This is a genomic window from Luteolibacter flavescens (genome assembly GCF_025950085.1).
GTDB classification, from domain to species: domain Bacteria; phylum Verrucomicrobiota; class Verrucomicrobiia; order Verrucomicrobiales; family Akkermansiaceae; genus Haloferula; species Haloferula flavescens.
Genome location: NZ_JAPDDS010000020.1, coordinates 65,088 through 85,562, shown reverse-complemented (window position 1 = coordinate 85,562; position 20,475 = coordinate 65,088). Strand labels below are relative to the sequence as shown.

At 63.5% G+C, this 20,475-nt stretch carries 12 protein-coding genes; 9 read left to right on the top strand and 3 right to left on the bottom strand.

Annotation, left to right across the window (positions count from 1 at the left end):
- Nucleotides 1–47 precede the first annotated feature (47 nt).
- A complete protein-coding gene (locus OKA04_RS23145; protein WP_264503605.1) occupies nt 48–1,295 on the bottom strand; it encodes a hypothetical protein in 1,248 nt (415 codons plus the stop codon).
- Nucleotides 1,296–1,387: 92 nt separating this feature from the next.
- Here OKA04_RS23145 and OKA04_RS23140 point away from each other — a divergent pair, with 92 nt between their 5' ends.
- Nucleotides 1,388–2,383, top strand: coding sequence for an MBL fold metallo-hydrolase (locus OKA04_RS23140; RefSeq protein ID WP_264503604.1), 996 nt, complete (start codon nt 1,388–1,390; stop codon nt 2,381–2,383).
- 24 nt (nt 2,384–2,407) lie between these two features.
- Here OKA04_RS23140 and OKA04_RS23135 read toward each other — a convergent pair whose 3' ends face one another.
- Nucleotides 2,408–2,914 carry a hypothetical protein gene (locus tag OKA04_RS23135; RefSeq protein WP_264503603.1) on the bottom strand — a complete coding sequence of 169 codons (507 nt, stop codon included), beginning with the start codon at nt 2,912–2,914 and terminating at the stop codon, nt 2,408–2,410.
- A 56-nt stretch (nt 2,915–2,970) separates the two neighbouring features.
- Between OKA04_RS23135 and OKA04_RS23130 the strand changes: the two genes are divergently transcribed.
- The 5 genes from OKA04_RS23130 (at nt 2,971) to OKA04_RS23110 (ending at nt 10,679) form a co-directional block, all read left to right on the top strand.
- Complete coding sequence (locus tag OKA04_RS23130) at nt 2,971–3,678, top strand: hypothetical protein (protein ID WP_264503602.1); 708 nt, start codon at nt 2,971–2,973, stop codon at nt 3,676–3,678.
- 151 nt (nt 3,679–3,829) lie between these two features.
- A complete protein-coding gene (locus OKA04_RS23125) occupies nt 3,830–5,404 on the top strand; it encodes a sugar porter family MFS transporter (protein WP_264503601.1) in 1,575 nt (524 codons plus the stop codon).
- A complete protein-coding gene (locus tag OKA04_RS23120) occupies nt 5,401–7,497 on the top strand; it encodes a glycoside hydrolase family 172 protein (protein ID WP_264503600.1) in 2,097 nt (698 codons plus the stop codon). The genes OKA04_RS23125 and OKA04_RS23120 overlap by 4 nt, the downstream gene beginning before the upstream one ends.
- 46 nt (nt 7,498–7,543) lie before the next feature.
- The gene (locus OKA04_RS23115) at nt 7,544–8,533 is read left to right on the top strand and encodes an ROK family protein (protein WP_264503599.1); all 990 of its coding nucleotides are present in this window, start codon (nt 7,544–7,546) and stop codon (nt 8,531–8,533) included.
- Between the two features lie 16 nt (nt 8,534–8,549).
- Nucleotides 8,550–10,679, top strand: a complete 2,130-nt coding sequence (locus tag OKA04_RS23110; RefSeq protein WP_264503598.1) for a glycoside hydrolase family 32 protein — start codon at nt 8,550–8,552, stop codon at nt 10,677–10,679.
- A 50-nt stretch (nt 10,680–10,729) separates the two neighbouring features.
- Here the strand turns inward: OKA04_RS23110 and OKA04_RS23105 are convergent, their stop codons facing one another.
- Nucleotides 10,730–11,848, bottom strand: coding sequence for a substrate-binding domain-containing protein (locus OKA04_RS23105; protein ID WP_264503597.1), 1,119 nt, complete (start codon nt 11,846–11,848; stop codon nt 10,730–10,732).
- Nucleotides 11,849–12,135: 287 nt separating this feature from the next.
- Between OKA04_RS23105 and OKA04_RS23100 the strand changes: the two genes are divergently transcribed.
- From OKA04_RS23100 to OKA04_RS23090, 3 genes are all read left to right on the top strand, one after another.
- Nucleotides 12,136–15,909, top strand: coding sequence for a glycoside hydrolase family 32 protein (locus OKA04_RS23100; protein ID WP_264503596.1), 3,774 nt, complete (start codon nt 12,136–12,138; stop codon nt 15,907–15,909).
- A 202-nt stretch (nt 15,910–16,111) separates the two neighbouring features.
- Complete coding sequence (locus OKA04_RS23095) at nt 16,112–19,966, top strand: beta strand repeat-containing protein (RefSeq protein ID WP_264503595.1); 3,855 nt, start codon at nt 16,112–16,114, stop codon at nt 19,964–19,966.
- A 240-nt stretch (nt 19,967–20,206) separates the two neighbouring features.
- The gene (locus OKA04_RS23090) at nt 20,207–20,395 is read left to right on the top strand and encodes a hypothetical protein (RefSeq protein WP_264503594.1); all 189 of its coding nucleotides are present in this window, start codon (nt 20,207–20,209) and stop codon (nt 20,393–20,395) included.
- The last annotated feature ends 80 nt before the right edge of the window (nt 20,396–20,475 follow it).

The window sequence follows — 20,475 nt, the reverse complement described above, 5'->3', positions numbered from 1 at the left end:
CTTCACATCGGAGCAAAGGAAAACGGGAAAGCGCGTGCGCGTCGCGGTCAGTCCAGATTCTCGCGTTCGCCCCAGGCGGCTGCCATTTTCTCCTCCAGCTTCGCGGCGAGGTAGGCGCGGCACAGCGCGGCTTCGATGGAAGCCTTCGCGACACGACCGGTGGCGGTCTTTGCGATCAAGCCATCTTCGCTGCCCGGGCCATAGAGGGCGTTGACCACTCCGGGGATCATCCCCTCGAGCGCGGTCATTTCATCGGCTATCATGTCGCGGAGGGAGGCCTGGTTCGCGGGATTGGCGAGGTATTTTGCGAAGGCCTCTTCATCCTCCGGGGAGCCTTCCGGCAGCGTCGCTTTCCATCGGTTGCGGGCTTCGGTGCGGGTCGCTTCCATGACCTTGTCCCATGGCAAAGTCCCGCCGACCGGTTCCTTCGACTTCGCGAGGGCGTTCCGGCCGTAGGAGAGCAGTTCTTCTTTCCGGGCGAGCTTCTCCTCCAGCTTCTCCAGGCTGCCGGTGCCGCTCTCGATGCCGTCGATCACGAATTGGAGGAAGGTAGGCCGCGACTTCAGCGACCATGGATCGAGCCCGCCGGCGACCGCGCCGAGGGTGCTCCACCCGCTCGTGATGGCAGTCATTTCTTCAGCGACTCCCTCGGTCAGGTAGCCGGTGCGCTCCAGCACGCGCTTCTCATCACCGACGCCGTCGATTTCCTGGCGGAGCAGCACTCCCGTCGCGCGGTCGATCGTCAACTTGCCGAATTCCCCGCTGGCCAGCGTGACCTCCTTTTCACTGGCAGCTGCGGTCTTGAAGTCGGCCTTGAAGTTCATCCATCCCGGCGTTGCGTTGCGGTCGATCCGCAGCATGGCCTGGATGGACTCCCGGCCGAGCAGCATGCCGGGAGTTCCGGAGATGACAAAGGTGTCGAATGTTTCCTTTTCAAGAAACACCTCGCGGAAGCTCCGGTAAAAGTTGGTCTCAGCGGTGACGGCATCCAATTTCATCCTCGTGCCATCGTTATCGACATAGACCTCCTTTCCATCCGGACTCCATTGGCGTGACTCGATATTCCCGTTCGGTCCCTGCGCCTTGATGTGCATGAGGAAGCGTCCGGTCCTGTGATCCTTGGCAATCGTCAGGTCGAGCGACTTTCCCTCACCTTGCGAAGTCCATGTGGCCGCGTATCCCGTCAGCTTCGCGTGTGCGGCGGACATCTCCTCGATGAGCGGGGCTGCATCAGGTAGCTCGGCGCGGGCGAGTTGAGTGGAGATCACCAGCGCGGAGATAAGTCGAGGGAGCATGGGATGAGAGCATCGCAACGGCGGAGAGTGATCAAGCGGGCAGGTTGTCACGGTTTCTTGACAGATCGCGGGCGGGTTCCTTGCCTTGTGGCATGGCCATCCGCTTCCGGGTGCTCGGCGGGGCCGGGCGGGACAATGCGCTCCACGTCGAGGTGGATAGCGGCCACGTCGTGCGGCGCATGCTTTTCGACTGTGGAGAGGGATGTCTGTCGGCCCTCGCGCCCTCGGATGTGCAGGCCATCGACCATCTGTTCTTCTCGCACTTCCACATGGATCATGTGGCAGGCTTCGATGGCTTCTTCCGCATGAACTTCGCCCGCGACGGCGAGAACAACCGCATCTGGGGACCGCCGGGAACGGCGAGGATCATGCACCATCGCTTCCGTAGCTACCTGTGGAACCTGCACGAAAATCTCGGCGCGACCTGGCGCGTCTCGGACATCGGCGAGGTCGCCGTGAAGACGTGGCGCTACGAACTGCCGGACGCCTTCGAGACGGCGCATGAGGAAGCTGCGACGGTCCGTGAAGGCGCGCTCATCCTGGACGAAGAGGATTTCACCGTGGAGGCGATGACGCTGGATCACCTGACCGCGAGCATCGCCTACAAGGTGACGGAGAAGACGCGGTGGAACATCGATCCGCAACGTCTCGCGGCGCTCGGGCTGAAGCCGGGCCCTTGGCTGAAGTCGCTGAAGGATCCCGTCGCGCTCCCCGATGATGCGGTGGTCGAAGGCCGGACCGCGGGTGAGTTGCGCGCGGAGCTATTGGTCGCGACGCCGGGAGGCTCGATCGCGTATCTCACGGACTTCCTGCTGGATGAAGCTGCGGTGGAGAAGCTGGTGCCGTGGCTGAAGAACTGCGGGCACGTGATCTGCGAGTCGCAGTATCGCGCCGCGGATCTGGAGCTGGCGCGGAAGCATTACCACATGACCTCGGCGCAGGTCGCGACGCTCGCGCGCGACGCGGGGGTGGGAGAGCTGGTGCTCACGCATGTATCGAGCCGCTATCTGCCGGGGGAGCGGGCGGAGCTGTTAGAGGAGGCGCGGGCGATTTTTCCGACGGCGCGTTTTTCGGAAGAGTGGAGGTGATGAGGCTGAATGTGTCGATGGAGTCTATCCACAGGCTTCATCCTGTCGGGCGAGCAGTCCTTTCAGCCGCTGGATCTCCTCGCTCATGGCCACCGTGCGGTCCGCTGCTTCGCCCAGTTTCACGGCGGCCTCGCGCTGCGCCTCGAGCGTGACCAGCCGGGCGACGTGCTCTCGCAGGAAGATCAGCCTCTGCTCGGACGCTTCGGATTTCGATTCGTCGCCGAGCCGCGACCATGCCTCCACATTGTGGCTCAGGCAGACCAGGCGCGCGGCGAGATCGTGCTGCCCGGCGCGGATCTCCTCCATGAGCACGCGCCTGCGATGGGCCTCGACCCGGCGGGTGTCCTCGTTTTCCGGATCGGGCGAGGTGGCCTTGGTCGGGAGAGCCTGAGCGCGCAGGCGATTCACCCAGAAGGTCTTCACCTGGGCCACCGTCAGCACGCGATCCGACCGCCTGACCACCGGGAAATCGGCTGCCGCCAGCGGGGCGAGGGCCGCTAGGAAAAGGGGAGCGATGCGCGAGAAGATCATGACTGTAAGACGCGCGAACCTTGCAGTTCATTCACCCGACGCGCAGGTTCCATGACGTGAGCGAGCCCACCGGTATGACGCGCGAGGCCCCGTGGCGGGCCGGCCTGCGTGCGGTGCGGGCAAACGTCCTGCCCGGCCTGCTAGTGCAAGGCGCGATGGTGACGCTGCTCGTGCTCTACTACTTTCATCCGCCCGCGCGTGGATTTTTCCTGCGTCTCGCGGAGACCAAGGCGGCGTGGGGCTTTGGCTACAGCATCCTCGCCGCGGCGATCGCGGGGGCGGTCGTGCCGGAGCTGCTCCGCATCGTCATCAACCAGCGCGGGAGGCTACAGGCGAAGAACTTCCGGGAGCTGCTCTTCACGATTCCCTTCTGGGGCGGCATGGGATTCGTCGTCGATGTCTTCTACCGCGGGCAGGCCCTGTGGTTCGGGGACGAGCCGATCGCCTCGGTGGTGATCCCGCAGGTTCTAGTGGACCAGTTTCTCTACAATCCACTCTTCGCCGCGCCGGTCACGGTCTGGCTCTTCGCGTGGAAAAATCGCGGCTACCGGATGTCGCGGGAGTTCTTCACCGCGAGCTATTACCGGGATCATGTGGTTCCCGCCCTCCTCGCCACCTGGGGCGTGTGGATCCCGGTGGTGACGGTGCTCTACCTGCTGCCAGAGCCGGTGCAGATCCCGCTTTTCTCACTCGCGCTGTCACTCTGGGCCATCCTCTACGCGTGGATGAGCGAGGATCAGGCACGGCGGGTTGGCGGGGAATGACGCCTTTGCGGTTTGGAAAGAGAGGGGCTAGGATGATTGATTCTGACAGATCCCAAATCTGTAAGCACACCTTTGTGGAAAAGGTAAGTCAGCGATGATTGCAGGACAGGGTTTGGGAACGTCACGGTAACCATCACCAAACCCAAGTTCAATGGATAGAAGACTCATTCTGTGGTCCATCGTAGCCGCACTCGCCGGATTCCTTTTCGGCTTCGATACCGTGGTCATTTCCGGTGCGGAAAAGACCTTGCAAAAGCTCTGGAACCTCAGCGCCGTCATGCACGGGCTTGCCATGGGTTCCGCCCTGTGGGGAACCGTATTGGGGTCCATGGTGGGTGGCTGGCCGACCGATCATTTCGGACGGAAGAAGACCCTTCTCTGGGTCGGAGCGCTCTTCCTGATCGGCTCGTTGTGGTCCGCCCTGGCGAACGATGTCTACTCCTTCATGATCGCGCGGTTCATCGGTGGCATCGCCATCGGCATTTCGACAATTGCAGCTCCGCTCTACATCTCGGAAATCTCACCACCAGCGCATCGCGGCCGTCTTGCGGGGATGTTTCAGTTCAATATCGTGTTTGGTATTCTGGTGGCCTACGGCTCCAATTTCCTGCTCGGTGGTTTCGGCGAGAATGCGTGGCGTTGGATGCTCGGTGTGATGGTGCTCCCATCGGTTGTCTACACCTTGGCCTGCTTGCTAATTCCTGAGAGCCCGCGTTGGCTGATCTCGCGCAGGGGTGATCGCAGCAAGGGTGAAGCTGTCTTGAAGCTCATTCACCCTAGTGCTTCCGCAGCGGAGATCTCAGACCTAGCCGATTCGATGAGGCCGTCGGAATCCCGGCAGACTCAAGGTGGATTTTGGAGTTCACGCTTGAAGACGCCTATCCTGCTGGCGTTTTTCGTCGCCTTTTTCAACCAGCTCTCCGGTATCAACGCGATTCTCTACTTCGCTCCGCGGATCTTCGGGATGACCGGCAGTGAAGACGCTCTGGCGCAGGCGATCGGCATTGGAATCACCAATCTCATCTTCACTTTTGTCGGCCTCTGGCTCATTGATCGAATCGGTCGTCGCACGTTGCTCTACATCGGTTCTTTCGGCTACATCATCTCGCTGGGCTTGTGTGCGCTGGCCTTCTTCACGTGGGCACCTCAGTTCCGCGCAGCTTCCTCTGCCGTCGATTTGAAAGCAGCGGTTGACTCCATGAAGGATGCGAATCCGGCACGAGTCGCAAAGCTGGAGGAGGAGTTAAAAGATAAGAAGAGTGCTCTGGTGGCCGCGACAGCCGAGCCGAAGTCTGGCGCACAACCGGTGGTCTTGCTCGAAAATGCCAACCTCGAGTCAGTAAAGGCTACCGCGGATGAGGCTCTATCGCAGGCATCGAAAGCCGCGGGGTCCGGTGGAATGATGGTGTTGATCTGTATCTTTGCGTTCATCGCTGCCCACGCAATCGGCCAAGGAGCAGTGATCTGGGTCTTCATCTCGGAGATTTTCCCGGACCAATACCGAGCCGCGGGTCAGGCCCTCGGCAGCGCCACGCACTGGGTTTTCGCCGCAGCTCTGACCACCGTCTTCCCCTTGATGATGGCCAAGATGGCTCCTGGCACGGTCTTCCTGTTCTTCGCCTTCATGATGGTGCTCCAGCTCGTGTGGGTGAAATTCATGGTGCCGGAGACGAAGGGCGTCCCGCTCGAGGAAATGGAAGCAAAGCTCGGAATCGCATCCAAATGATCGCAAGAATCGCCACCCTGTTGCTCGCCATCGCGCCGCTCGGATCGCACGCGGCGGAGACGCTCTCCTACCGTGATCTGGTCACCCGGCTCACCGGCATGGAGCGGCTCGCCTCGCCGGTCGTGGCGGGCGAACGGGGTGGCGCTTCCACCAGTCATGACCGCGACTCGGCCTACGACGCAGCCACGGGCGCCTATCGCGACTGGGGTGCGAATGACGACGGCTGGGGCTTCATCAGGAAGGAGGGGAACGGTCAGGTGCTCGTCGATCTGGAGGGCCCTGGCGTGCTATGGCGCGTGTGGTCGGCGAAGCCAGAGCAGGGCCACATCCGAATCTATCTCGACGGAAGTACGACGCCCATCGTAGACAAGCCCTTCCGCAGTCTCTTCGACGATCTGGAGAAGGAGTATCCGGGCCTGGCGATGACCCTTTCCCGCGGGAGAAACACCTTCATCCCTATCCCTTTCGCGAAGTCGTGCAAGGTCGTGATGAGCGAGGGGTGGGGTGCCTACTTCCATGCCACCCACACGCTTTTCCCGAAGGATACGAAGGTGAGCACCTTCCCGGGGTTCACGCCCGAGGTGGCGGCGTCATTGAAGCAGGCGAATGAAGCCTGGCAGAAGATCGGGGACAACCCGTATCGCGGTGGCGAGCCGGCGCGCAAATCGGAAACGCTCGATGTATCTGCGGGCGGCTCGAAGGAGATCGCCGTCGCCGGGGCGGGTGCCATGCGCGTGCTGAAGGTCAAGCCGCTTGGCCTGCCGGAAGATCGCATCAAGCAGGAGGACATCCTCCGCGAGTTGACGCTCTCTATCTCCTGGGATGGCGAGGAGAAGCCGAGCGTATGGGCTCCCCTGGGGGATTTCTTTGCCACGTCGCCGGGCCTCAATCCCTTCAAGACGCTGCCGATGGGCTGCGTGGATGGTGAGTTCTACTGCTATTTCTACATGCCCTTCTCGGATGGCATGAAGCTCGTGCTCGGCAACGACGGCGAGGCATCGCGGAAGGTCGCGGTGAGCCTCGAGACCGTCCCGCTCGATGCAGCCGAGGCTTCGAAGCTGCTGCGCTTCCGCGCCGCGTGGCATGGCGATGATTTCACCGGCCTGGAGAAGGACCGCTTCCTGCACAAGCGCGGCGACCGCTGGCCGGACTGGCCGCTTCTGGTAGTGGAGGGCAAGGGGCGCTACGTCGGCATGTCCCAGCACATCTGGAAATTCGGCGGCTGGTGGGGCGAGGGTGACGAGAAATTTTACGTCGATGGCGAGGCCTTCCCGTCCACCATCGGCACCGGCAGCGAGGACTACATCGGCTACGCCTGGGCGGCGGATCCGCCCTTCATCACCTTCGACAGCCCGTCGGCATCGATCTCGCGGATCCGTCCCGACGCGCAGGAGGACACATCCGTCTGTCGCTTCCACCTTTCCGACGACGTTCCTTTCGAGAAGGGATTCCAAGGGTTCATCGAGGTGATGCCGAACCGCGATTGCCGCCCCGCCGTCTATGACGTCTGTGCGTATTGGTACGGTGAATCCAGTAGCACGAATCCCTACTCGCCGGTGCCCCTTGCGGAGCGCCGCCACCCGCGGCCGTCGCGGGACATGAAGCACGTGATGCCGTCCACCTTCGAGACCATCAAGCCCGGGCCGGGAATGATCGAGGCCGAGGACATGATGGTGGTCCGCACCGGCTCCGGCCGCCACTGGGTGCAGGACATGGCCAGCTTCCCCGATGGCACCTGGAGCCGGGACGCTCAGCTCGTGTGGACCGATGGCACGCTGGGCGATGAGATCGAGATCGCCTTCACGGTCGGCAAGTCCGGCAGGCAGGAACTCTTCGCCGCCTTCACGAAGGCAGCCGACTACGGAATCTTTTCCCTCGCCGTGGACGGCGTGCCCGTCGGGCGGGATTTCGATTTGTTCGCCGAAAGGGTGACGGGCACGGGAGAAATCCCTCTCGGCACCTACGACCTCGACGCGGGCACCCACGTGCTGACGGCGAAGGTCGTCGGCCGCAATCCGAAGGTGCAGGCCGGGACCACCGGCGGCCACCTCTTCGGCCTGGACTATCTCAAGATCAAAGAAGCGAAGCGATGACCAACGCACACGTCCCGGATCCCTGCGATCCACTGCCATGAGCAACATGCCTTCAACCATCGTCGGTGCCATCGAAGCCGGTGGCACGAAGTTCGTCTGCGCCGTCGGCAACGGGCCGGGCTCGGGCATCCTCGAACGCACGCGCTTCGACAGCGGCGACAACCCCGCCCGCCTGATGCGGGAGGTGGTGGACTGGTTCCTCGGGCAACAGGACAAGCACGGCGAAATCGCCGGACTCGGCCTGGCGTCATTCGGCCCGGTGGACCTCGATGAAAATTCACCGACCTACGGTTACATCACCACCACGCCGAAGAGAGGCTGGCAGCATGCGGACATCCTCGGCCCGCTGCGCCGCGCCTTCCCGGGCGTGCCGGCGATCTTTGACACCGACGTGAATGGCGCTGCCCTCGGCGAGGCGCGATGGGGCGCGGCCACGGGCCTGGAGGATTTCATCTACGTGACCGCGGGCACCGGCATCGGTGGCGGCGGCATGGCGCGGGGCAGGCTGTTGCACGGCCTGGTGCATCCGGAGATGGGTCACATGGGACTGCCGCGCATCGATGGCGATGACTTCGAGGGCGTGTGCCCTTTCCACGGCCGCTGCTGGGAAGGACTCTGCTCCGGGCCCGCCATCGCGAAGCGCGCCGGCATGCCTGCCGAGTCCATCCCGCCGGATCACCCCGCATGGGATCTAACAGCGCGCTACATGGCGCATGCCTTCGTCAATCTCACCTGCGTGCTTTCGCCGCGCCGGATCATCCTCGGCGGCAGCGTCAGGAAGGCCGGGCGACTGGGTGAGGAGGCGTTCCTTGGAAAGGTCCGTACAGCTTTCCGGGATGTCCTTGCAGGTTACATTCAATCCCCTTCCTTGGACGAAAGGGGAATAGAAGATTACATCGTTCCTCCTTTGCTGGGTGATGACGCAGGAGTCTGCGGTGCCATCGCCCTGGCGCAGTCGGTCGCGAAGACCGCTGCCACCCCTGAACGGTCACGGAGAGAATCGATCGGCACTTCCGTCGGTCACATCGTCTCCTGACGTAACCCACGCATCCATGAATACCTTGTTCAAGACCACAGCCCTGTGCGCGACGCTCACGTGTCCCGCCTTCGCCGCCTCCGAGATCATCCTCGCGGATTTCGAGAAGAGTTCCTACGACCCTTGGATCGAGACCGGCGAGGCATTCGGCGCCGGCCCTGCACAGGGCGCGCTGCCCGGACAGATGGGTCTCGCGGGCTTCAAGGGCAAGGGTCTCGTGAATACTTTCTTCAATGGCGACGACTCGACCGGCACGCTGACCTCGCCGGAATTCCGCATCGAGCGGAAGTTCATCGCTTTCCTCATCGGCGGCGGGAAGAGGGAGCACGGCCTCGGGCTGCAATTGCTCGTGGACGGCAAGGTGGTTCGCAGCGCCACCGGCTCCAATGACCAGCCGGGCGGAAGCGAGGACCTGCAGCAGGAGTCATGGGACGTCTCCGACCTCGCGGGAAAGAAGGCCGTCCTGAAAATCGTGGATGAAGCGAAGGGTGGATGGGGTCATATCAATGTGGATCACATCGTCCAGACCGACACCCGCCCGAAGGGCATGATCAGCGACGCCGAGCGCACGCTGGTGGCGAACACCCAGTACCTGAACATCCCCATCAAGAACGGCGCACCGAAGCGCGTCGTGACGCTTTTCGTCGATGGCAAGAAGGTCGTCCGCAACGACATCGAACTCGCCGACGGCGCGCCCGACTGGTGGGCACCGATGGACGTGAGCGAGTGGAAGGGCAAGAAGCTCACCCTGCGCGTGGACAAGCTGCACGAGGACTCGAAGGCGCTGTCCGCCATCGTGGCGAGCAACGAGATGAAGGACTCGGGCAACCTTTACGAAGAGACCCAGCGCGGCCAATTCCACTTCTCGCCGAAGCGTGGCTGGAACAACGACCCGAACGGGATGGTGTACTACAACGGTGAGTATCACCTCTTCTTCCAGCACAATCCCTACGGCTGGGGCTGGGGGAACATGCACTGGGGCCATGCGGTGAGCAAGGACCTGGTCCACTGGGAAGAGTTGTCGCCGAAGCTCCTGCCGGATGACATGGGGCCGATGTTCAGCGGTGGCGCTGTGGTGGACCACAAGAACACCAGCGGCTTCGGCAAGGACGGCAAGCCGCCGATGGTGCTCTTCTACACTGCAGCGGGAAATCCCACCGTGCAGGGCATGGCCTACAGCACCGATGGCCGCACCTTCACGAAGTACGAAGGCAATCCGATCCTGAAGGAAATCACTCCCGGCAACCGCGACCCGAAGGTGGTGTGGCACGAGCCGACGAAGCAGTGGGTGATGGTCCTGTGGGTCGAGGTGGACCGCGTGAACACGATGCAGTTTTTCACCTCGCCGAATCTCAAGGACTGGACCTTCGTCAGCCGCACGGATGGCTTCTTCGAGTGCCCCGAGTTCTTCGAGGCCCCGGTCGATGGCGATGAGTCTAACAAGAAGTGGGTGCTGATCGGTGCGAGCAGCGAATACAAGATCGGCAGCTTCGACGGGAAGACCTACACTCCCGAGACGCCGTTGCTGCCGGGTCATCGTGGCAAGGACTTCTACGCCGCCCAGGCCTTCACGAACCAGCCGGACGGACGCCACATCCTCATCGGCTGGTGGCGCACGGAGACGCGCGGCATGCCCTTCAACCAGTCCATGTCCATCCCGCTGGACCTGCACCTCATCAAGACCGACGACGGCCCGCGCATGACCTTCACCCCGGTGAAGGAGCTCGAAGTGCTGCGCGCCAAGTCGCACAAGATCGGAGCCCTCTCGCTGAAGCCCGGTGACAAGAACCCGCTCGATGACATCAGCGCCGAGCTGGTGGAAGTGCGTGCGGAATTCGAGCCCGGCGATGCCGAGGAGATCGTCTTCAACATCCGCGACGCGATGGTGATCTACGATGCGAAGAAGCAGGAGCTCAGCGTGAACGGCCACCGCGCGCCCGCACCGCTGATCGATGGCAAGCAGCGCCTCACCATCTACTGCGACCGCATCGGCATCGAGGCCTTCGCCAGCGACGGCCAGTGCTTCCTGCCGCTGCCCTTCAATACGAAGAAAGAGAATCGTCGTTTCTACCTCGAGTCCCGTGGCGGTGAAGCGAAGTTCACTTCGCTCGATGTCCACGAGCTGCGCTCGGCCTGGAAAAAGTAACCAGAATCGCCGGGAGGGCTGATCGGGTGATCGGCCCTCCCTCCGGCGGCTCATTTCACGTAGGCACCGCAGGACTCCCGCACCACGAGGCTGCCGCTGAGGCGGATGCTGCGGGCAGGCAGGGAGGGATCCTGGATGCGGTCGAGCATCGCGCGGAAGCCGGAGATGGCGATGTCCTGGCAGGGCTGGCGATAGGTGGTGAGCGGCGGGCTCACGAGACTGGCAAAGCCCGCGTCATCGAATCCCACCACGCGCACGTCGCCCGGCACCGAGACGCCGATCTTCCCGAGCGTGCGCACCAGCAGCGCGGCCGTGTGGTCATTCCCGCAGACGATCGCATCCGGTCGTGAAGCCATCACCTTGTTCGCGAAGACGGGGTCGCCCGCCTCGCCTCGCTCCGCCTTGATGAAGCACTCGGCATCGCCGTACTGGCTCACGGCGGTCCACAGGCCGGTGTAGCGGGCATCGACGGTCGAGGCGGACAGCGGCTTTGCCACGTGGACGAAGCGCGTGCAGCCGAGCTTGATGAGATGCCGGCCGATCATGAAGCCGCCGCCGGCATTGTCCACGCCGACCAGGTCGTATTCACTGCGCTCCGGATAGGCCACGATGTCGTGGTCCACGAGCACGATGGGGATGCCCGCGTCGCGGAAGCGCTTCACCATCCGCAGGTTCGCGTCGTAGCCTCCCTTGACGAATTCGTAGGGGGAGAAGAAGACGCCATCGACGCGGTTCTCGATGAATTGCTGGCAGAGTTCCTCGCCGTGTTCCAGGCGCGTGTCGGCATCGAGCTGCGGCAGCGTCGAGCCACCCCATACGAGGCTGTACTCGTGATGCCGGGCGAGGCTGGCGAGGTGACCGGCGATGAGCTGGAAGATCTCCGTGTGGCCGAAGTGCGGCATCAGCAGTGCGAGGCGGCGAGTCGAGATCGGCACGGTGGATTGCCCCGGCGGCCGGGCGTAGGTGCCGGAGCCAGTCTTGCGGACCACCAGCCCCTCCAGTGCCAGCGTGCGCATCGCCTGCGCCACCGTGGGACGGGAAACGCCGAAGCGCTCCATCAGCTTCGAGTCGCTGGGCAGGCGTCCTTCCTCACCATACTTGCCGGCCGCGATTTCCTTCCGCAGTTCGTCGGAGATGTCCTCGTGCTTCGCAGGCGTGCGACTGTTCATGCTCAAAAAAGCTGTCTGGGTTTGATTTGACAGAAACGGGTCCGCTGGGTCGGGGCCTGTCAATTTTCTGGCGGGCAACCTGCCATGGCAGATTTTGAAGCGCCAGCTTGGAGATGAGCTTGAATGGTCGGATTCAGGGGAGGCGAGAAGAGGCATGCGCTTCGCCATCAGGGTGTCATGATGGCTGGGTCACCTGACAGGACAGGTATCGCGATCCGTCAGGGGATTGCCTGTTGCGGTGGCCCTCTTTCCGGGCCTCTTTGATAGGAAACCCTTGTTATTGTCGGATGTCTTGTCGTTCCGCGTTGTTGTATTGCCTTGTATTGTCGCTTGGCCCCGCCTGGGCCGCGGCGGAGCCTGTGCCGCTGTTTCCGAATTCGGATTTCGAGGCCGGGACCTTGGTCAACTGGACGGCGTCCGGCACGGCATTCACCCGCCAACCGACCTATGGCGACAACACGCTCGCCCGCGGGAATGTGCCAGCGGGGCAGCAGGGGAACTACTGGATCGGCACTTTTGAAAACTACGACGGCATCACCGGCGTGCCAGGTGCCACCCGCGGCGACGGGCCAGTCGGCACGCTGACCTCGCAGCCCTTTGTCATCCAGAAACGCTACATCACGTTCCTCATGGGCGGCGGCAATCATCCCGCGACCACCGGGGTGAAGCTGGTGTGCGAGGGCACCGAGTATCCGATGGCCACCGGCTTCGACAGCGAGTCGATGATCCCGGTTTCCTTTGACGCGCAGGCATTGGTCGGAAAGACGGCCACGCTGGTGATCTTCGACCAGGCGACGGGTGGCTGGGGCCACATCAATGCGGACAATTTCCAAGGCAGTGACGAGCCCGCGCCGAGCAGCTTCCGCTTCATGCCGGGCATCCCGAGGGCGGACTCTCCCGCGATCGGCTATGACCAGCAGCATCGCCCGCAATTCCACTTCACCTCGCGGCGGAACTGGCTGAACGACCCGAACGGCATGGTCTTCGACGGGGAGAAGTATCACCTGTTTTTCCAGCACAATCCCCTCGGCACCGGCTGGGGAAACATGACGTGGGGCCACGCGACCAGCACGGACATGATCCACTGGCGGCAAAAGGATCACGCGCTGCTGCCCTATCAGATCGAGGGTCGCAGCGGCACGATCTTTTCGGGCAGCGCGGTGGTGGATCACAACAACAGCCTCGGCGTGCAGACCAGCTCGCGGAAAACGCTGGCCGCCTTTTACACCTACGCGCACTCGTCCTTTTACCAGGCGCTCGCCTACAGCACGGACGGCGGCGTCACCTGGGACTACCACGATGAAGGCCGGGCGGTGGTGCCGTACCAAGGCTTCGACGCGGGCGAGCGTGACCCGAAGGTCTTCTGGCATGAGGCGTCGCAGAAATGGGTGATGCTCCTCTGGGTGCAGAGCGGTCCCGGGCGCATCCGCTTCTTCACCTCCACTGACCTGAAGGAGTGGACCTTCGCTTCCGACCTCATGCGGGACTGGGCCTTCGAGTGCATGGACATGTTCCCGCTGCCCGTGGATGGGAATCCGGCTCAGACGAAGTGGGTGATCTACGATGCCAGCTTCGACTACGAGATCGGCAGCTTCGATGGCACCCAGTTCGTCACCGAGGCGGGACCCTTCAAGGCGAGCCACGGCAGCTTCTACGCTGCGCAGAGTTTCAATCAGGCACCGGGCGGACGCGTCGTGCAGGTCGGCTGGATGAATGGCGGGCCGGATTCCTCGGCGGCCTACGGCGTGCCCTTCAACCAGCAGATGTCATTTCCCTGCGACCTGACGCTGCGGACCACGCCCGCGGGGGTGAGACTCTGCGCCAATCCCATCCCGGAGATTTCCGCCCTCGTCACCTCCACCCATGAGACGACAGGGCAGGTGCTGGATGCGACGAATCTGCTCGCGGCGGCAGGACCGCTGGATCTCGTCGATCTCTCGATCGAGTTTTCTCCCGGAACCGCGACCCAGGTCGTGATCGATCTGCCTCGCACGACGGTCCGCTACAATGTGGCCAACAGCACCTTTACCTTCACCGATGTGAATGGAAACGCGGGCACGCTGTTCGACGGAGCGGTGGAGCCGCGCGCCGGCCGGGTGAAGCTGCGGCTGCTGCTCGACCGGCTGAGCCTCGAGGCCTACGCGTTCGATGGCGAAAAGTTCGGATCGCATTACCTGAATCCGAACAACGGAACCTCCACGCCATCGATCCATGCTTCGGGCGGGCAGGGGACCGTGCATGCGCTCGCGGTGAAGAAGCTCGCCTCGGCGTGGACGCCGGAGACGCCGCTGTCCAAGGTGCTGGCAAATCCGGGATTCGAGGAGGGCATTCCTAGTGGCGCGACGTATCAAGGCACGATTCCGGGTTGGACGGCCTTCGGCGATTGGGCGGGTGCCGCGGGGCGCTGGGATGACAGCGGAAATGCGCTGACCGAGGCGGCAGGCTATCCCGACTTCACGGGGGTGGGTGCCGCTTCGCTGAAAGCGAGGAATGCCGCGGGTGAGAATCGTGCAGGGATCTATCAATCGCTGGGCCACGTCGCGCTCGCGGACATAGGAAAGACCTTCACGCTCGGCGCGGATCTCGGAGCGAGGATCACGGATGGCCCGGGCAACTACGCCCACACCGGCGAGCTGACCGTTTCCTTCCGCAAGGGAGTCACGAGCGGGGTACCGGGTGATGCCGGCACGTTGCTGGGCACCGCGGGCACACGCACGGTGACGGCTGACGATGTGGCGCTGCCGTCCTTGGCAGGCGTCGCGCCGGTGAGATCGACAGCTGTTTTCACGCCGGGCATCGAGGACGTGGGGACGGAGGTTTTCGCCGTCATCGACCTGAAAAACATTTCCGCGAGCACGAGTGCGATGGATGGGGAGAAGCACTACATCGCGGACAATGTGACGCTGTCCGCCGTGGCTCCGCCGCTTCCCGCCGGGCCGCTGGCCTATGAGGGCTTCGACTACGCGGCTGGTGCCGCGTCCGTGACCGGCCGCGATGGCGGGCATGGCTGGGCAGGGCCGTGGGTCACGGTGGACAGCGGCAGCGCGGATCTCCTGGCGGGCAGTCTCGCCGGAGCTACGAGGACTCCGGCGGGCTATGACGCGCTGTCCACCGGCGGCAGGTGTCATTTGCCAAATGGCCGGCGCGTCGGGCGCTTCCTCGATACGAGTCCCGGCGGTCCCTTCGGTGCCCGCGGGCTGGTGGACGGGAATGGCCGGATCGGGAAAGATGGCAGCACGCTCTATCTTTCCTTTCTCCAGCAGCCGGACGGCACGAGTTATTTTTACGAGTTCGAGTTCCATCGCGGCGGACTCGGGGACAACGGGCGCATCGCGGGCATCGGGAATGACCGCACGGGGAACAATGTCCACCTGCGTGCCCCGAACAACACGCACACGCTCATGGGAGCCGGGGACACGAACGTGAACTTCTACGTCGTACGGATCGATTTCAAGGCGGGCAACGACGACGTCCGCATCTACCGGAACCCCACGTCGGCGACCGAGCCGGGCGAGCCGACATTGACCCGGCTGGATGCGGCGGACATGTCTTTCGACGGTATTTCTTTCGGTGCTTTCGTGAATGGCCGGACCGTCGCGCATGACGAGATCCGCTTGGGCACGTCATGGGCGGAGGTCATTGCGGAGAAGCCCTACATCACTTGGACGCGTGCGAGCGGTCTGGAGGCAGCGGGGGCGGGGAGCGCTTCCTTTGACGCGGATCCGGATCACGACGGCGTGCCAAATGGCATCGAGTGGCTGCTCGGCGGCAGCCCGCTCGGATTTGACGGCAGCGCCCTCTGGACTGCCGAGGCGGCGGATGGCCTGACGATCTCCTTCGATCTCGATCCCGAGGCGTCCGCCCATACGTCGCTGGTCCTGCAGTGGTCCACGGGCTTGGCTGAGGGCACTTGGACGGACGTGCCGATCCAGCCGGGAGGCGGGACTTACCCCGGCGGAGTGGTGGTCACAACGAGTGGAGACACGGTCACGGTACATGTGCCGGGATACCACGCAGACAACGGGAAGTTGTTTGCCCGGCTGCGCGCAGTTGAAGAGTAAAACCCAAACCTGCAATCGGTAATGATGGCTGGCAAAAGTTGACAAGACAGGAATGAGCGGCGCTCACGGCTTTTCCGTTGTTGCGACGCCTCATGACTGGATACCCAATGATCACTTGAATGGCAAATCGGCGATCCTGTCCGGATCAATCCAACCGAGCCAGAAGTAACCCCTCTCCCAAGAGAGAACTTGGCATAAACCCATGAAACGACCCTACCCCAATTCCTTCAGGAACTGTACCTTCGTCCTGACAGGTTGTTTGTCTCCCCTCGCGCTCCAGGCTGCGCCATTGGCCTATGAAGGCTTCGACTACGCAACCGGCACCGGCAATCTTACAACCCTGAATGGCGGCACCGGCTGGAACGGTGCCTGGCAGACCGTGAACAACGGCAGCGCCGACATTCTCACCGGCAGCATGACCGCCGGAGCCAGCTCGCCCGCCGGATACGATGCGCTGTCCATCGGCAACAGCAGCCTGCTTCCGAACAACCGCCGCGTCGGCCGCCTCATCGACACCTCGGCGAACGGTCCCTTCGGCCTGCGCGGTTATCGCGACGCCAACGGGCGCATCGGTGCCGATGGCACGACGATCTACCTGAGCTTCCTGCAGCAGGCGAATGGCACGAGCTCCTACTACGAGTTCGAGTTCCACCGGGACAATCTCGGGGATAGCGGCCGCATCGGCGGCATCGGCAATGACCAAGGGGGCAACAACGTGCATCTCCGCGCGCCGAATGGCACGCACACCCTCGTTGGGCCGGGCAATACCAACGTGAACTTCTACGTCGTCCGCATCGACTTCAAGGCGGGCAACGATGACGTTTACGTTTATCAGAATCCGACCTCGGCGACCGAGCCGACACCCACGCTGACGAAACTCGCGGCGGCGGACATGTCTTTCAACGGCATCTCCTTCGGTGCCTTCAACAACAGCCGCACCATTTCCCATGATGAAGTGCGCATCGGCCAGACCTGGGGCGATGTGACTATCCCGGTGGCGTCGGCTCCCACCTTCGCCTCCCAGCCGCAGGCATCCGTCACGGCATTCACCGGCGGCACGGTGACGCTGACAGCCGCGGCGAACGGTCACCCGGCTCCGACCTACCAGTGGTATCGCGGCGCGACCCTGCTGACAGGCCAGACCGGCACGTCCCTCACGCTGAACAACGTGCAGGCGGGCGATGCGGGAGCGTATCACGCCGTCGCGACGAATTCCCAAGGAACGGCCACCAGCTCGAATGCGACCGTGGTGGTGCAGACCACCCCCGCGACGCTGCTGGCCTACGAGGGCTTCGACTACAGCGTCGGAGTGGCGAACATGAACGGCAAGAACGGCGGCGTGGGCTGGGGCGCACCGTGGACCGCCGTGGACGGCGGCGGCGGCAATCCCCAGACCGGCAATCTGGTCGCAGGCACGAATGCGCCGAACGGCTATGACGCGCAGTCGCTTTCCAACAGCTCCTTCATTCCGAATGCGAAGCGTGATGGTCGCGTCCTGGACACCACGCCGGGCGGACGCTTCGGCACCGCCGGATACATCGATGGCAATGGCAATATCGGAGCGGATGGAAAGACGCTCTACCTGAGCTTCCTCCAGCAGCCGGACGGCACGAGCCTCTTCTATGAGTTCGAGTTCCACCGCGGCAACCTCGGCGACCCGGGCCGCATCGCCGGTATCGGCAATGACACGGCGGGCGCGGTGGTGAACCTGCGGACACCGCAGAATTCCCCTACGCTGATCGGACCCGGTAGCACGGGCGTGAATTTCTACGTGGTCCGCATCGACTACAAGGCGGGCAACCAGGACGAGATCCGCATCTATCAGAATCCCGTCTCCGCCACCGAGCCGGGCGTTCCCACGGTGCTGAAGACGAACGGCGGCGACCTGTCCTTCAACGGTCTCTCCATGGCAGCCTTCGTGAACGGCCGCACGGTGAAGCATGACGAGATCCGCATCGGCCAGAATTGGTCCGACGTGGTCTCGGGAACCAGCCGCCGCAACCTGACCTGGGTGGGCAATGGCACGACGAATCCGTGGGACTTCTCCTCCACCGTCTGGAACGATGGCGTCGGTGCGACCGCCTTCGCCGATGGCGATCCGGTGACTTTTGCCAACGCGGGCTCCGGAACCCCGGCGCTGAACGTGACGACGAATGTCTCCACGGCCTCGATCCTCGTGGACAACTCGACCCACGCCTACTCCTTCGGCGGCACGGGCACGATCACCTCGTCCGGGGGCTTGCACAAGCTGGGCACTTCCGCGCTGACCATCACGGCACCCACGGTCTTTGGCAGCTCGGTGCTGCTCGACGCCGGGGATGTCGCGCTGAATGGCACGTCCACCGTCGCCGGGAACCTGACGCTGGCCGCCGGCTCCGGCGCGCTGACGCTGGGAGGAAACAATACCTTCAATGGCAGCATGCTCGACGCGGGTGCCACGGCCCGGACCTTCAGCGGGACGAATTCCTTCACGGGTCTCGCTACCACGAATGCCAGCCTGACCTTTAGCGGCACCACGAACTTCACGGGCGCGGGTGCGGTGATCTGGTTCGGCAATCTCGCCGGGTCCAATACTTCCGTGACCATTGAGCCCGGAGCCGTGATCAATGTCACCGGCAACTACAATGACTCGACGGTATTCGGCCGTGATGGCGGCAGCGCCACGATCGTCCAGAACGGCGGCACCTTCACCTTCAATCCCGCCAACCGCGGCGAGATGTTCCTCGGCGCGAGCCTCAATACCGCGGGCACCACCGTCACCTACGAGATGAAGGGCGGCACGCTCGACCTCACGAACAAGCGCCTCGCCATCGCCCTCGGCGGCAATGGCATGGGAACCACGGGTGTCTTCACCCAGACCGCTGGCACGGTGCTGGCCCGCCAGCTCGACCTGGGGGCGAATGTCGCCTTTGGCAATGCGACCTACACGCTGGAAGGCGGCAGCCTCACCATCGGTGCCGGCGGCATCACCACGGCCACGGGTTCGCCGGACTTCTACGCGCTGGAGCTGGGCGGTGGCACGGTCGGTGCGGCGGACAACTGGAGTTCCTCGCTGGACGTGGATCTCACCGGCACGAATGGCAATACGACCTTTGACACCTCCACCCACACGGTGCGCCTTTCCGGCATCATCGATGGTGCGGGTGGCATCGTGAAGAATGGCACGGGCACTCTCGTGCTGAACGGCTTCAACGGCTACAACGGCCCGACGCAGGTCACTGCCGGCACCGTCGGCGGTCGTGGTGCGGGCAGCAATTCGGCGCTCACCGTGGCCTCCGGTGCGACGGTGTCCCCCGGGGATGTCTTCGCGGACAGCTTCGCCGCGGCATCGGCGGTGCTCTCCAGCGGCTCGACGCTCCACGTGATGATCGACAACGAAACGGACTCGGGCGGCCAGCTCCAGGTAGGCGGCACGGCAAACATCACCGGGGCGAATCTCACCTTCAGCGAGATCGGCACCGGCTTCGTCCCGTCCGGCACGGATATCGTGATCGTGGATGCCTCGGGCGGTCGCACCGGCACCTTCGCTGGTCTGGCGGAGGGCGCGACGGTGGACACGGGGGTGAATACCTTCACCATCCACTACACGCCGACGCAGGTGAAGCTGACCTCCACCTCCGCGGGCAATCCCTACTCCACATGGGCTGCCGCGAACGGCCTCGATGGTTCCACTCCTCAGAAGGACCCCGCCTTCGAAGCGGATCCGGATGGCGATGGCATCGCCAACGGCCTCGAGTGGGTGCTGGGCGGTAATCCTCAGGTATCGGGTGCGTCCCTCGTCACCGCCACGGGCAGCGGTGCCAATGGCCTGACGATCGCCTTCAACCGCGAGGAGACCTCCATCGGATTCGCCACCCTGCTGGTGCAGTGGAATACGGACCTCGGTGCCGTGTGGACCGATGTCCCGATCGAGGCCACCGGCGGGACCTACGCGAACGGCGTCACCGTCACCGTGGATGACGCGGCGACTCCGGACCGTGTAACGGTCACCATCCCGGCCGCCAATTCCGCGGGTGGAAAACTCTTCGGTCGCATTCATGTGACCGCGGTCGAGTAAGTGATGCATCGGCCGCCGTTCCTCGTTCGGGGGGAGCGGCGGCCTTTCTATTTCCGGGCTCTTGGCCCCGGGTCAAAAAGGCCCTCTTCTTCAGAATGCCGCGGTGCGAGCAAGGCATCGTCTCCCGGAACCGGATGGGTTCGCGGTCCGGGGAAGGCATTCGGAGGAGGGGGCTTTGGCTTATGACAGGGGCAGATCCCTGTGGCTCGACAGCTTGGGCTCGGATGCTTTCCTCTCCTCGTGGAAAAAGTCGTGGTGAAGCGATCATTGTCATCCGAGGGCATTCCCCGGCTGATTGAGGAGCCGCGTGAAGCACTTGAAGTCTTCTCTGTCATTCTTGAACGTGGAGCCTTGTTCTATCCAGACGCGGATGATGCGCCCAAGGGGCCTCCGCGCACCTGCCGGGTCATTGCCCTTGCGGATAGTTGAAGTGGCGAACAAGGCCGCCACTGGCAGGCCGCAGGATCTGGCGGACTTGGCACGATTGCGTGCCGGGGCTTGAGGTGCGG

Bases quoted from the DNA above. Each gene is read 5' to 3' on its own strand.
- OKA04_RS23145 (WP_264503605.1), bottom strand. From the start codon at position 1,295: ATGCTCCCTCGACTTATCTCCGCGCTGGTGATCTCCACTCAACTCGCC.
- OKA04_RS23140 (WP_264503604.1), top strand. From the start codon at position 1,388: ATGGCCATCCGCTTCCGGGTGCTCGGCGGGGCCGGGCGGGACAATGCG.
- OKA04_RS23135 (WP_264503603.1), bottom strand. From the start codon at position 2,914: ATGATCTTCTCGCGCATCGCTCCCCTTTTCCTAGCGGCCCTCGCCCCG.
- OKA04_RS23125 (WP_264503601.1), top strand. From the start codon at position 3,830: ATGGATAGAAGACTCATTCTGTGGTCCATCGTAGCCGCACTCGCCGGA.
- OKA04_RS23120 (WP_264503600.1), top strand. From the start codon at position 5,401: ATGATCGCAAGAATCGCCACCCTGTTGCTCGCCATCGCGCCGCTCGGA.
- OKA04_RS23115 (WP_264503599.1), top strand. From the start codon at position 7,544: ATGCCTTCAACCATCGTCGGTGCCATCGAAGCCGGTGGCACGAAGTTC.
- OKA04_RS23110 (WP_264503598.1), top strand. From the start codon at position 8,550: ATGAATACCTTGTTCAAGACCACAGCCCTGTGCGCGACGCTCACGTGT.
- OKA04_RS23105 (WP_264503597.1), bottom strand. From the start codon at position 11,848: ATGAACAGTCGCACGCCTGCGAAGCACGAGGACATCTCCGACGAACTG.
- OKA04_RS23100 (WP_264503596.1), top strand. From the start codon at position 12,136: ATGTCTTGTCGTTCCGCGTTGTTGTATTGCCTTGTATTGTCGCTTGGC.
- OKA04_RS23095 (WP_264503595.1), top strand. From the start codon at position 16,112: ATGAAACGACCCTACCCCAATTCCTTCAGGAACTGTACCTTCGTCCTG.